Here is a 12917-nt window from a genome sequence, read left to right on the forward strand (position 1 = left end):
GCAGCAACGCCGTGTCGCGTTGCCTGCGCCTTCGCTGTGCAATTATCGTCATTTGTATTTTGTAAAAGCCCGGACTTTCTGCCGACGTCCGGGCTTTTGCTATGCTGAACTCCGCAAAACCGCCTGAAAATGCCGGAAACGGGCAAAAAAAAGACCGGCACGCAGCCGGTCGGGATTCACTGTGGAAAATCAGGCTTATTTCAGCCAGCCACGGCGGCGGAAATACCAGAACGGAGTAATTGCCGACGCCACCATCAGCGCCAGCGCAAACGGATAACCGAAATCCCACTCCAGTTCAGGGAACCAGCCTTTAAAGTTCATACCGTAGATACTGGCGATCAGGGTTGGTGGCAGGAAGGCAACGCTGGCCACCGAGAAAATCTTAATAATTTTATTCTGATTAATGTTGATGAAACCGACGGTGGCATCCATCAGGAAGTTGATCTTATCGAACAGGAAAGAGGTATGACCATCCAGCGATTCGATATCGCGCAGAATCTGACGCGCTTCTTCAAACTGATCCGCATTCAACAAACGGCCACGCATCAGGAAGCTGACCGCACGACGGGTGTCCATCATATTGCGGCGGATACGGCCGTTCAGATCTTCCTCTTGTGCAATCGCATTCAGCGCGGCAGCAGCGTCCTGATCGCTGAATTCTTTTTGCAGCACGGCGCGGCTGACGTCTTCCAGTTTCTGATAAATCCCTTCCAGCGCATCCGCAGAATACTCGGCATCGGTGGCATACAAATCCAGCAACACATCGCGGTAATCATTGATGGAACCCGGACGCGAGCGCGCACGCATACGCACTAAACGGAACACCGGCAAATCGGTGTGATGCACCGAGAACAGAATTTCCTTAGCCAGAATAAACGCCACGGTCACGGTCTGCGCCGGTTCATCTTCATTTTCTTCATCGATCAGAAAATCGGTACGCAAATGCAAATCACCGTTATCCGCTTCGTAATAACGCGCCGATGCTTCGATGTCTTTGACTTCATCTTCGCCCGGCAGCGTCACGCCGTAAATGCTTTTCACCCATTCGCGCTCTTCTTCGTTCGGGTCGGTCAGATCGACCCATACCGGCAGCGTGTTCTCAAGATCAGCACGGCTTTCGATATTGATCTGACTGAGGCGGCCATTATGAAGAACGAAGACATTGATCATGGAGACATCCGGAAGAAGCGGGTTAATCGAATGTCCGCGATTTTAAACGGGTTTGTGCGCGCTGAATACCAAAGCCGGCACTTTCCGGCATCGCGGCTGCAAAAAATTTCCGTCACGGGATATTGCGGCAAAAAGCAAAAAAGGCAGCCGCCGCTGCCTTTTTATCCGTACTGACGTGATCTGCTGTTAAGTCTCAGCGACTGGCTTTATCAATCGCCTTATTCAGCATTTTCTGACGGAAATCCTGATCTCCCACACTGGCGCTGCTGTCATCCTCTTTTGGCTTAGGACGCTCAAAGCCTTTGGCATCATGCAGTTTGACGTTTTTTGCATCGGCGCGCTGATTACATTCGGTGTCAGAGTACGTAACCGTACCGTTAATCACACATTTTTTCACACCGGATTCCACCGTCACCGGTGCTGGCATATTTTCATTCGGTGCAACTGTGCCGGAGGCCGGTGAGCTGTTGTTACTGCCATTCACACCGGCAGCATTTTTCAGTTCATTCGAAATCACACCGGCAGATTTCCCCCAGCGCTGTAACTGATCATTCAGCGGCAGACGACCGGTACGGATGGTGTATAAAAATCCCATCGCCAGTGCCCCCAGCAACATAAAAATAATCATTACAGAAATCAGACTGAGTCCTGCCTGCTTGCGAATTTTCATGGTAATTCCGCGCTGTTCATCCGTTTCAGGATCATATCCGTGCGTTTTTGCAGGTAAGCTGATCCCTGGTGTTTATCGTAATAGCGCGGACGCGGTAACATCACCGCCAGCCGCGCTGCCTGCGCAGGCCCGAGTGACGATGCCGGAATGCCGTAATAATGACGGCTGGCTGCTTCAGCCCCGAATACACCAACACCCCATTCCACCACATTCAGATAAATTTCCAGTATCCGTTCTTTATCCATGCAGGCTTCCAGCATGTAGGTGATGATGAGCTCTTCACCTTTGCGCAGATAACTGCGCTCACCGGATAAAAACAGATTTTTGGCAAGTTGCTGTGTGATGGTCGAGCCGCCGGACACCACTTTACCCTTTTTCTGGTTTTTTTGATATGCCTTTTGCATGGCTTCCCAGTCCACCCCCTCGTGTTCTGCGAAGCCATCGTCTTCCGAAGCAATGACGGCACGCTTCAGATTCGCGGAGATTTTGTTATACGGCACCCACTTATGCTGCAATTTGAATGCGGGATTTTTTTCGCTCAGCACCGCTTCCTGCTGACGCATAAAACTGGTGGAAGTTGGATTGTGATCAATCCACCAGAGTATCTGTACAAAGAAATAAGCCTGTACCAGCAGGAACAGCAGCGCGGGCATCAGTACCAGCCAGAAAAGTAAACGACGCAGCAACTTCACAGCTTTATCCTTTCTGCAGCATAGTCCTCAGTTCAGCCAGCACAGCCGTGGTTTGCGGTCTGACCTGGCGCCAAAGATAAAATGCTTCCGCCGCCTGCTCCACCAGCATCCCCAGCCCGTCGCGGGTTTGTGCCCCCTGCTCACGCGCATAACAGCAGAATGGGGTTTCCTGTGCGCCGTACATCATGTCGTAGGCCAGCGTTTCTGCATGCATCAAGCCTGCCGGTAATGGTGGCAATTCTCCATGCAGGCTGGCGGAAGTCGCGTTGATGATCACATCAAACGGCCCCTGCAAATCCGCAAACGTGCTCGCTGCAGCAACGCAGTCCGGCGCATCACTCTGCAGCATAGTCAGCAATTCCTGTGCACGTGCCAGCGTCCGGTTGGCGATTACCAGCGCTGCCGGTGCCTGCTCTGCCAGCGGCAGTAAAGCACCGCGCGCTGCGCCGCCCGCACCCAGCATCAGCACCCGCTTACCACGCAGACTGCAGGCAGCATTCTGTACGATATCCGTGACCAGTCCGATGCCATCGGTGTTATCCGCAAGTATTCTGCCATCCTGAAACAGCAAGGTATTCACTGCACCGGCCGCACGCGCGCGTGCCGTCATGCTGTCTGCCAGCGCAAACGCTTCCAGCTTAAACGGAACAGTCACATTCGCGCCGCGTGCACCGCTGTCCATCAGCTGACGCACTGCACCGGCAAAATCGTCCAGCGGCGCTTCCAGTGTGGCGTACTGCATCTGCTGCGAGGTTTGTGCAGCAAATGCCGCGTGTATGTAGGGAGATTTACTGTGTCCTACCGGATTTCCGATAACGACATAAGCATCCGCTTGCTGCATTACTTCACGCCTCCGCGTAATTCGGTTTCCAGTTGCTGATCCCGCGTAAAGCGGAAATGGGTAATGACCACCCAGACATCATCTTTATCACGCGAACGCATGTTCTGCGGAAAATGCCCGTAGGGTGCTGAGTTGCGCACGATTTTCAGTGCGGCTTTGTCCAGATCTTTATTGCCGGACGACTTTTCAATGCGCGGGCCGCCTTCTTTTTCATAGATCGTGCCATCCTGAAAAATCGGGATATACACAATCAGCTCGCCGTACATTTTTTTGCCGTCTTTACGCGGAAAATTCAGCGTACCGAATTCTTCAATCCGCTTTTGCAATTGCTTGTAATAGATGGCATAACCAACGCGCTGCGTGGTTGGTGTGATGAACGACTTACGCGGACGGCGGTTCTGGTCTTCAATCGTCTGATTGATTTCCGCTGCCATACGCGCAATTGCTTTAGATGTTTCCAGATCTTCCGCGCCCGGTGTATTCACCGGCTTCTGATCCAGTTTGCGCTTGTCCTGCTCGGCAACGTGGAAACTGGTTTTCGCTTTTGCCTGATCGAGCAAATGTTTCTGTACCTGCTCCAGTTCTTCAATGCGGCGCGCAGCAGCACGCAGACTGTCACCGTTCTCTACTTTTTGCAGATCCGGCAGCGGAGATTTGCTGCGACCATCTTCCGCATTACCACCGCCTTCCAGATCGGCCTGCGCCAGCAAGTCAGCTTTTGCCGGTTTTTTATCGTGACGGGTATTCACCAGTATCACTTCCAGCCCTTTATCCTGCATGGCTTCAGAACGGGTGACCGGCGCGACAAAATGGACAAAAAACAGAACCAGCAAATGCATCAGTGCCGACCCGCCGAGGGTCAGCACCAGCAAACGATCAGAACGCGATAATTGTTTCAGCATGCTCAAAAAGAAAAGTAATCAGACTGCACTCAGTCCGGTATCAACAGCATCCTGTGGTTCGGTTTCCGGCGCGGCTTGCGCATCTTCTGACGTGGTGACACCGGCTGCAGCTTCGTTGTCAGCAGACATTTCCTCTGCCACATCAGCATCTGCCTCATCTTCCGCGTCATCTTCGCCCAGATCCGTTTGTCCCAGCACTTCCAGCACACGTGCTTCCACACTCAGATCCAGCTCATCCCAGCGCAGAATATCCAGTTTCACCTGTGCACCGCGTGCAACTTGCGCCATGCCCGGCATACGGATCACCAGCGGAATTTCGCTGAGACGCAGAATTTCATCTTTCAGTACCACCGCATCTACCTGACGCACCTGCTCCTGTTGCAGCCAGCGCAGACACCAGTAGCGCTCCATGCCGGACTGGAAGTCCGCATACGCTGAGTACGCGGCATCGAAACCGGATACGATCGCATACAGATCAGCATCTTTCGGCTTGAACGGTGCCACCAGCGGTGCGGTGATACCGTGCTGCACACAAGCGATGATCTGCCACTGATTGATCAGATCGGTGTAACGGCGCAGCGGCGATGTGCTCCACGCATACTGATCCACACCCAGTCCCTGATGCGGTGCTGCATGCGTCAGCATACGGACCTGCATACGCGCAGTCCAGTTACCCGGACCACGTCCGCCGGCAACGCCCTGTGCGCGGTAAATGCCCGGAATCCCGTGGTCAGCCATCAGCTTACCCCAGGTGCTGTTTGCAAAAATCATCAATTCTGCAACCATTTTATCCAGCGGCGCACCACGTTTACGACGAACGATGCTGACAACGTCGTTTTCGACGTAGAAATTGAAATCAACGCGGTTATTCTGTTCCGGCTTCAGACCAAATGCTTCGCGCTTGGCCATACGCGCTTTTTCCAGCACCAGCGCCCATTGCCAGATACTGGCGATCTCGGCTTTGTGCGGATAATCTCCCGTACCGGCTTCCAGATTTTCTTCGGTGACAAGCGCATCCAGATCGTTATGGCGCAGATTCGACACGACAGGAATCTGCTCGATACGGGTTTCCGTGCTGATCACGGACCAGTCCTGCGTATCCAGCACCGTGTACAGCGAAACCGCCGGACGGGTCTGACCTTCGCCCAGTGTGAACACATCCACCAGCGCATCCGGCAGCATCGTGATTTTGTCGCCGGGCATATATACCGTCGACATGCGCGAACGGGCTAACTGATCCACCGCATCGTCGCGCTGAATCGCCAGTGCCGGTGCGGCAATATGGATGCCGATACGGACTTTGCCGTCTTCCAGCGGCGTTACCGAAAATGCATCGTCAATTTCCGTGGTGGTGACATCGTCAATCGAAAATGCAGCCACGTCCGCGACCGGTAAATCCTGCGGCAGAACCGGCAAAGGCAATTCCGGGAAACCGGTACCTTTCGGGAAATGCTCGTAATGAAAACGCGCCAGATGTAAATCTTTCGCAGAAGCAAAACCACCGGTTTCCAGCAGTAATCGTGCCGGTGTGGTTTGCAGCTGTTCGCAAGCTTCTGCCAGCGCTTTGTATTCGATACCGTTTTTATCCGGTTTAAACAGTAAAGTGCGTGCCAGCGATTTAAATGCTTCCGGCAATTTGCGCTGCTTCAGTTCTTCCACATAAGCAGCCTGCACCAGCAATTGCTGTTTCTTTTTCTCAATCCCTGCCAGCGCTGCTTTCAGCGTTGCTTCCGGCGCGGCTTTATAGCGACCGCGCCCTTTCTTCTGGAAATAAACCGGTGACTGATGCAATGCCAGAATCAGTCCGGCAGTTTCATGGGTTGCCGGCGTAGCACCGAAATATTCTGCTGCGAGTTCAGTAAATCCGAATTCTTCCTGTCCTGCGACTTCCCACAAAAATCCGAGATCCATCTCCGCAGCAACCACGCGGGCTTGCTCCATCATGTTTGCAGGTTCCGGTGCACTGAATTGCAGGAACACATCCTTGCCTTTCACTTTGGTGCGTTTGCCGGTCGGCAATTCCACCTGAAATGCTTCGCCAGCCTGACTTAATACGCTTCCTGCTTTGAAATCGCCGGATTCTTCAAAAAAAACATTCATGCATTTATGCTTGGTTTAAGGAAACAGCAAGCTGCGCCAGCGCGGGTTGCTGTTTCCGGTTAATCGTATTCACTACAGCGGCTGGCGGCAATTGCAGCACAGCCGGTAAAAAAACTTCGGTCACCATCAGGCATGCGCCTTTACGCCAGAATAAAGAACGTCTGGCAGGGAGGCTTTGGTAAGCGCGCAGCTCCGGCAATTCGCGATAAATACGCTGCATCAGCGGATGCCCGGACGGCAAACGCGCAAATTGCAAATCACCACGCCGGACCAGCGGATCAGAAAATAAGGTGCTGCCCAGCGAACGTTCGCCGAGCGAGCTGAATAAAGGCCATTGCTGATGCGTTGCACTCAGCGGCACAACCGTGTGTCCGTAAATCGCCGGTACGCCGTCACAGCGTAAAATCACTTCGCGCTGATGCACACGCGTTCGCTGAGCCAGACCAAGCGCGGCAAATTCATCCGCCAGACTGCCCGCCAGTTGCTGCGACAGCTTCTGAACACGGAACTGGTGGCAGCGCGCTACCAGACGCGCTGTCAGTGAGCCACGGTCTTCCAGCCAGTGTTTCAGTAACCGGCCTGCGCCACTGGCTGCACTGTGAGCATGCCATACCGCTGTGCGACGGTACTGCGGCCGCACACGCTGCTTTTCTGCTTCAGCCATAACGACGATCGCAGAATTGCAAAACAAACGGTAAATGATCCGCAAATTCAGCGATGCCATGATCGCTGCCCTGAATAATCAATTGCATTGCGCCGTGGTAGTAACTGAGCATTTCACGGTAATCCAGCACTTCATCACCGGTCGACGCCATCAGGAAATAACGCTCAGGGCGGGTAATACCATTCACTGCCAGTGCACGCAGTTCGTCCACATATTCCGGCAAAAATTCAAAGACTTCGTCGCTGTGATAGTAAGTGGTGGTGCCGACATAGGATTCCAGCTCACGTGGTGGCTTTACCGCCGGATTCACGACCACTGCACGACAACCGGTTTGTTCCGCCAGCCAGGTAGCGTAATAGCCGCCCAGCGACGATCCGATCACGGTCAGTTCGCTGGCCGGAACGCCTTCAATCAGCGACAGCGATTGTTCTATCGCGATTTTCGGAGATGGCGATAATTGCGGGCAGGCAAAATCAGCGGCTCTGCCATGCTGTTCCATGAACGCCTGCATCGCACGCGCCTTGAATGAAGCCGGTGAAGAGCGGAAACCGTGCAAATACAGAATCATGCTGCCTGACCCCGGCTCTTCAGCACATCCAGTAATTTCTGGTGTACACCACCAAAACCGCCGTTACTCATCACCAGTACATAGTCTCCCGGTTTTGCCGCAGACGTGACTGCAGCAATCAGCGCCGGCAGATCATGATAGGCCGCTGCTTTTTCGCCCAGCGGTGCCAGTGCACCGGCCAGATCCCAGCCTATTGCATCTTTACCTTCGAGTGCGCCATAGCCGAACACCAGATCCGCATCTTTCAGGCTTGGTGGTAAAGCGTCTTTCATGGTACCCAGCTTCATCGTATTGGAACGCGGTTCCAGTACCGCCAGAATACGCGCATTGCCGACACGGCGACGCAGGCCGCTGACCGTCGTTTCAATTGCGGTCGGGTGATGGGCGAAATCATCGATTACCGTGACGCCGTCCTCAACCCCGCGTACTTCCATGCGGCGCTTGACGCTCTGGAAAGCCGACAATGCTTCCACTGCAACCTCAGGCGTCACGCCAACGTGGCGGGCGGCGGCAATCGCTGCCAGTGCATTCATACGGTTGTGCGCACCGTTCAGCTCCCACTGAACGCGTCCGCATAACTGACCGTGGAAATACACGTCAAATTCTTCGTTTTGCTGTAACTCCAGCGACCAGGCCTGTCCATGTCCGAATTGCTCACATTCACTCCAGCGCCCGCGCTCCAGCACGCGCCCGAGCGCTTCGTCATTGCCGTTGACGATCAGACGACCGACGCCCGGAACGGTGCGCACCAGATGGTGGAACTGTGTTTCGATCGCACGCAGATCAGGAAAAATATCTGCATGATCGTATTCCAGATTATTCAGAATCGCAGTGCGTGCATGATAGTGCACAAATTTACTGCGTTTATCAAAGAACGCCGTGTCGTATTCATCGGCTTCAATCACAAAGAAGTCAGAGCTGTGCGCTCCCTGCAGACGTGCAGAGATACCGAAATTGCGCGGAACACCGCCAATAAGGAAACCCGGAGCGTAACCGGCATATTCCAGTATCCATGCCAGCATCGCGGAAGTGGTTGTTTTACCATGCGTCCCGGCGACCGCCAGCACCCAGCGCTGACGCAGTATGTGTTCACCCATCCATTGCGGACCGGAAACATACGGCAGTCCACGATTCAGGATTTCTTCCATCAGGGGATTACCGCGCGAGACGACATTACCGATCACATATAAATCCGGTTCGAGGGCGGTTTGCTCTGCGCCGAAACCCTGAATCAGCGTAATGCCCTGCGCTTCCAGCTGGGTACTCATCGGCGGATACACATTAGCATCGCAACCTGTGACGGTATGACCAGCCTCTTTTGCCAGAACAGCAAGACCACCCATAAAGGTGCCGCAAATGCCCAAGATATGAATATGCATAGGTTTTCCAAACATCTGAATCCCGCAATTCTACCTGAGCCAGCCATATTTCCCTATGCGCAGGCGCATAGCAGGTACGGAACATTCAGAGGGAGTAAAGCGCCCGACCAGCGGCTGGCAGGCTTTTCCCGCATACGATATGATGCAATCACTATGATTTATCACCCTCAAGAAGCCGAAGCACTCCGTGCTGAAATTGCCGCACTGGCTGCTCGCATGATCGCAGAAGACGGCGCCGATTACGCCAGCGCCAAACAAAAAGCTGCACGCCAGATTCTGGGCAAACAGAAAGTGCGCGGCGATTACCTGCCGGACAATGCAGAAATCGAACAACAGGTTCGTGAATACAATGAAATTTTCTTCGGTGACACGCAACCCGCGCGCCTTCGACAGCTGCGCGAACTCGCACTGGAACTGATGGAACAATTGCAGGAGTTTCAGCCTTATCTGGTTGGCTCAGTGCTGAACGGCACCGCCGGTGAGCACTCTGATATCTACCTGCACCTGTATCCGGACAATATCAAAGAGGTATCAATCTTTCTGCTGAATAAGGATGTGCAGTTTGATGTCGGTGAAGGCAGCCGTGATGACGTGGAAGAAACGCTGAGCTTTATGCACCGGCGCGAAGGTGTGCATCTGATTGTGCATGACCGCGATGCAATACGACGCGGCGGCACTAAAGCTTCCGAACGAGCAGACATCGGTGCCCTGCGCAGACTGCTGGAAGAGACCGCGTCTGCAAGCGATACTGAATCAGAGTAAGATGCATTTGCTTTCCGGTGTCCGCACGATACCGGAAATACATTTTTGCGAAATGACTGACCGCGATCACAAACGGAACCCGGTATGAAAAAAAACTTCCTGATTGCCGCCATCCTGACCGGCACACTGAGTGCCGCTTTCGGCATTTATGCAGCAACAACGCCAGTGAACAGTGATGCAACGGCGAACCTGCTGAGCCGCCCTTTCAAAGACAGTAACGGTCAGGCGCAAACACTGGCAACGCATCAGGGGAAAATCCTGCTGGTAAATTTCTGGGCAACCTGGTGTGCGCCGTGCGTCAAAGAAATGCCAGAGTTATCTGCGTTGCAAAAAGAGGTGCAGCCTAAAGGTGTGCAGATCGTTGGCATTGGTATCGACAGCCCGTCGAATATTAAAGAGTTCCTGCAAAAATATGAGATCAGCTATCCGATTATGGTTGCCGGCATGGAAGGAACTGACTTATCACGTCAGCTTGGCAATAAGTCCGGCGCCCTGCCATTTACCCTGCTGATTGACCGGAGTGGCAAAGTAGCAAAAACCTATCTGGGTCGCCTGAAAATGGAAGAATTGCATACTGATATCACCAAATTATCTTCAGAAAAATCAAAATAACACGTTTTTTTCTTGCCATTCTTCATTTATTAACGGCAAAATGCGGCCATCTTCGTCAAATTCAATGCGACTATGGCTGGCAAACTTCTGCTGCTGAACGGCCCTAACCTGAATCTGCTGGGAACGCGGGAACCTGCGACCTACGGTTCAACCACACTGGCCGATGTTGAGGCGGCTGCCACCGCACAAGCGACTGCAGCAGGTGCGACTCTGACCTGCTTTCAGAGCAATCATGAAGGCGCACTGATAGACCGCATCCATGCCGCACGCTCTGAACAAATTGACGCCATTATTATTAATCCCGGCGGACTGACCCATACCAGCGTCGCACTACGCGATGCGCTGGCAGGCGTTGCCATCCCGTTTATCGAAGTCCACATTTCTAACGTGCATGCACGGGAAAGCTTTCGCCATCATTCATATTTATCGGCAATCGCACGCGGGGTACTGTGCGGCTTCGGCACCGACGGCTACCGCATGGCAATCGATTTCGCCTTAAAATCAATCTAAATCCATTTATCTTCGCGCATCTTCAATTTACGCGAATTAATTTAGGATATAATCCAAAAATCATCAGCGTTGCAATAACCGAGGAATCATTCTATATTGCGCGCTTATTTTCGAAGAACCACTCTTTTCTAGGGGACTCCATATGGATTTAAGAAAACTCAAGACCCTGATTGACCTCGTCGCAGAATCGGACATCGCTGAACTGGAAGTAACCGAAGGTGAAGGCAAAGTCCGCATCGTCAAATCGTCGGCGATCCCTCAGAATCAAGTGGTCATGATGCCCCAGCACAGCCAGCCAGCGCCATCGCAAATCGCGGTTGCAGCACCTGGTGCAGCACCGGCCGCTCCGGCAGCGCCGGCAGTACCGGAAGGCCATATTGTGAAATCCCCGATGGTCGGTACTTTCTACCGCGCGTCCGCTCCGGGTGCAGCACCATTTGCCGATATCGGCAAATCCGTTGCCAAAGGCGACACACTGTGCATTATCGAAGCAATGAAACTGCTGAACGAAATCGAAAGTGATTTCGAAGGCACGATCAAACAGATTCTGGTTGAAAACGGCCAGCCTGTTGAATACGGTCAGCCACTGTTTGTGATTGGCTGATACGGGCCGGTGCCTTCCGCACTGTAAGCTGCAACCTTAGTCACAGCACACCTTATCATGTTTGAAAAAATCCTGATTGCCAATCGCGGAGAAATTGCGCTGCGTATCCAGCGCGCCTGCCGTGAAATGGGCATTAAAACCGTCGTCGTGCACTCCGAGGCCGACCGCGAAGCAAAGTACGTCAAACTGGCGGATGAATCCGTCTGCATCGGCCCTGCACCATCCGGCCAGAGCTACCTGAGCATGCCGGCCATTATCAGCGCGGCCGAAGTCACCGATGCACAGGCGATTCACCCTGGCTACGGTTTCCTGTCGGAAAACGCAGATTTCGCTGAACGCGTAGAACAGTCCGGCTTTGTCTTTATCGGTCCGAGCGCAGAGTCCATCCGTATGATGGGCGATAAAGTATCGGCTAAACACGCGATGATAGCAGCGGGTGTTCCCTGCGTTCCTGGCTCTGAAGGCGCGTTACCGGATGATCCGAAAGTCATCGTGCAGACAGCACGTAAAATTGGCTACCCTGTCATTATTAAAGCTGCCGGTGGCGGTGGCGGTCGCGGTATGCGTGTCGTGCATACTGAAGCTGCGCTGATCAATGCAGTGACCATGACAAAAACGGAAGCCGGCGCAGCATTCGGCAATCCTGAAGTCTACATGGAAAAATTCCTGGAAAATCCGCGTCACGTGGAAATCCAGATTCTGGCAGATCAGCACGGCAATGCCGTCTGGCTGGGCGAACGCGATTGTTCTATGCAGCGCCGCCATCAGAAAGTGATCGAAGAAGCACCGGCACCGGGTATTCCGCGTGAACAAATCGCGAAAATCGGTGAGCGCTGCGCAGAAGCCTGCCGCAAAATCGGTTACCGTGGTGCGGGCACTTTTGAATTCCTGTACGAAAACGGTGAGTTCTATTTCATTGAAATGAATACCCGTGTTCAGGTTGAGCATCCGGTTACGGAAATGATTACCGGTATCGACATTGTGCAGGAACAGATCCGTATCGCGTACAATGAGAAGCTGCGCTTTGCGCAAAAGGATATCCAGTTCCGTGGTCATGCGATTGAATGCCGGATTAATGCAGAAGATCCGTTCAAATTTATTCCTTCACCTGGCCGCATTACCTCCTGGCATACGCCGGGTGGCCCGGGCATCCGCGTGGATTCACATGCTTACGCCGGTTACTTTGTACCGCCTAACTATGACTCCATGATCGGCAAAGTGATTGCCTACGGTGAAACCCGTGAACAGGCAATTCGCCGTATGCAGATTGCGCTATCAGAAATGGTGGTGGAAGGGATACAAACGAACATCCCGCTGCACCGCGAGCTGATGCTGGACGCCAGATTCTTTGAAGGCGGAACCAACATCCATTATCTGGAGCACAAACTGGCAGACATGCCGGGGCTGGATAAAAAATCGAAGTAATACCTTGCTGCCGGTCCC

The 12917-nt window shown here is 53.2% G+C and carries 15 protein-coding genes; 6 read left to right on the forward strand and 9 right to left on the reverse strand.

From position 1 onward, the window contains the following. Window positions 1-195 precede the first annotated feature (195 nt). A complete protein-coding gene (gene corA, locus IE092_RS09710) occupies window positions 196-1170 on the reverse strand; it encodes a magnesium/cobalt transporter CorA (RefSeq protein WP_189356974.1) in 975 nt (324 codons plus the stop codon). On the opposite strand from corA, the gene IE092_RS09715 reads away from it, so the two are divergent. After that, a complete protein-coding gene (locus tag IE092_RS09715) occupies window positions 1147-1344 on the forward strand; it encodes a hypothetical protein (RefSeq protein WP_189356975.1) in 198 nt (65 codons plus the stop codon). The two genes, corA and IE092_RS09715, sit on opposite strands and share 24 nt — an antisense overlap. A gap of 19 nt (window positions 1345-1363) precedes the next feature. Here IE092_RS09715 and IE092_RS09720 read toward each other — a convergent pair whose 3' ends face one another. The 8 genes from IE092_RS09720 to mpl are packed head-to-tail and all read right to left on the reverse strand — an operon-like array spanning window position 1364 to window position 8986. After that, window positions 1364-1840, reverse strand: a complete 477-nt coding sequence (locus IE092_RS09720) for a PulJ/GspJ family protein (protein ID WP_189356976.1) — start codon at window positions 1838-1840, stop codon at window positions 1364-1366. Then, window positions 1837-2532: a monofunctional biosynthetic peptidoglycan transglycosylase gene (mtgA, locus tag IE092_RS09725; RefSeq protein ID WP_189356977.1), complete on the reverse strand. Its 696-nt coding sequence runs from the start codon at window positions 2530-2532 to the stop codon at window positions 1837-1839. The genes IE092_RS09720 and mtgA overlap by 4 nt, the downstream gene beginning before the upstream one ends. Before the next feature lie 4 nt (window positions 2533-2536). After that, entirely contained in the window at window positions 2537-3373 is an 837-nt protein-coding gene (aroE, locus tag IE092_RS09730) for a shikimate dehydrogenase (RefSeq protein WP_189356978.1), read from the reverse strand. Next, window positions 3373-4275: a TonB C-terminal domain-containing protein gene (locus IE092_RS09735; protein ID WP_189356979.1), complete on the reverse strand. Its 903-nt coding sequence runs from the start codon at window positions 4273-4275 to the stop codon at window positions 3373-3375. The genes aroE and IE092_RS09735 overlap by 1 nt, the downstream gene beginning before the upstream one ends. 18 nt (window positions 4276-4293) lie before the next feature. Next, a complete protein-coding gene (locus IE092_RS09740; RefSeq protein ID WP_189356980.1) occupies window positions 4294-6375 on the reverse strand; it encodes a ribonuclease catalytic domain-containing protein in 2082 nt (693 codons plus the stop codon). A gap of 4 nt (window positions 6376-6379) precedes the next feature. Next, a complete protein-coding gene (locus IE092_RS09745; protein WP_189357221.1) occupies window positions 6380-7039 on the reverse strand; it encodes a chorismate--pyruvate lyase family protein in 660 nt (219 codons plus the stop codon). Further along, on the reverse strand, window positions 7032-7607 hold the full coding sequence (locus tag IE092_RS09750) for a YqiA/YcfP family alpha/beta fold hydrolase (protein ID WP_189356981.1): 576 nt from the start codon (window positions 7605-7607) through the stop codon (window positions 7032-7034). The genes IE092_RS09745 and IE092_RS09750 overlap by 8 nt, the downstream gene beginning before the upstream one ends. Continuing rightward, the gene (gene mpl, locus IE092_RS09755; protein WP_189356982.1) at window positions 7604-8986 is read right to left on the reverse strand and encodes a UDP-N-acetylmuramate:L-alanyl-gamma-D-glutamyl-meso-diaminopimelate ligase; all 1383 of its coding nucleotides are present in this window, start codon (window positions 8984-8986) and stop codon (window positions 7604-7606) included. The genes IE092_RS09750 and mpl overlap by 4 nt, the downstream gene beginning before the upstream one ends. A 153-nt stretch (window positions 8987-9139) precedes the next feature. Between mpl and IE092_RS09760 the strand changes: the two genes are divergently transcribed. From IE092_RS09760 to accC, 5 genes are all read left to right on the forward strand, one after another. Continuing rightward, complete coding sequence (locus IE092_RS09760; RefSeq protein ID WP_189356983.1) at window positions 9140-9748, forward strand: hypothetical protein; 609 nt, start codon at window positions 9140-9142, stop codon at window positions 9746-9748. A gap of 84 nt (window positions 9749-9832) precedes the next feature. Next, on the forward strand, window positions 9833-10360 hold the full coding sequence (locus IE092_RS09765; protein ID WP_189356984.1) for a TlpA disulfide reductase family protein: 528 nt from the start codon (window positions 9833-9835) through the stop codon (window positions 10358-10360). A gap of 72 nt (window positions 10361-10432) precedes the next feature. Beyond that, the gene (gene aroQ, locus IE092_RS09770) at window positions 10433-10870 is read left to right on the forward strand and encodes a type II 3-dehydroquinate dehydratase (RefSeq protein ID WP_189356985.1); all 438 of its coding nucleotides are present in this window, start codon (window positions 10433-10435) and stop codon (window positions 10868-10870) included. Between the two features lie 142 nt (window positions 10871-11012). After that, the gene (gene accB, locus IE092_RS09775) at window positions 11013-11474 is read left to right on the forward strand and encodes an acetyl-CoA carboxylase biotin carboxyl carrier protein (RefSeq protein ID WP_189356986.1); all 462 of its coding nucleotides are present in this window, start codon (window positions 11013-11015) and stop codon (window positions 11472-11474) included. Window positions 11475-11531: 57 nt separating this feature from the next. Then, window positions 11532-12899: an acetyl-CoA carboxylase biotin carboxylase subunit gene (gene accC / locus IE092_RS09780; protein ID WP_189356987.1), complete on the forward strand. Its 1368-nt coding sequence runs from the start codon at window positions 11532-11534 to the stop codon at window positions 12897-12899. The last annotated feature ends 18 nt before the right edge of the window (window positions 12900-12917 follow it).

Origin of the sequence: Cognatundibacterium squillarum (assembly GCF_014652435.1) — a bacterium.
GTDB classification, from domain to species: Bacteria; Pseudomonadota; Gammaproteobacteria; order Burkholderiales; family Burkholderiaceae_D; genus Undibacterium; species Undibacterium squillarum.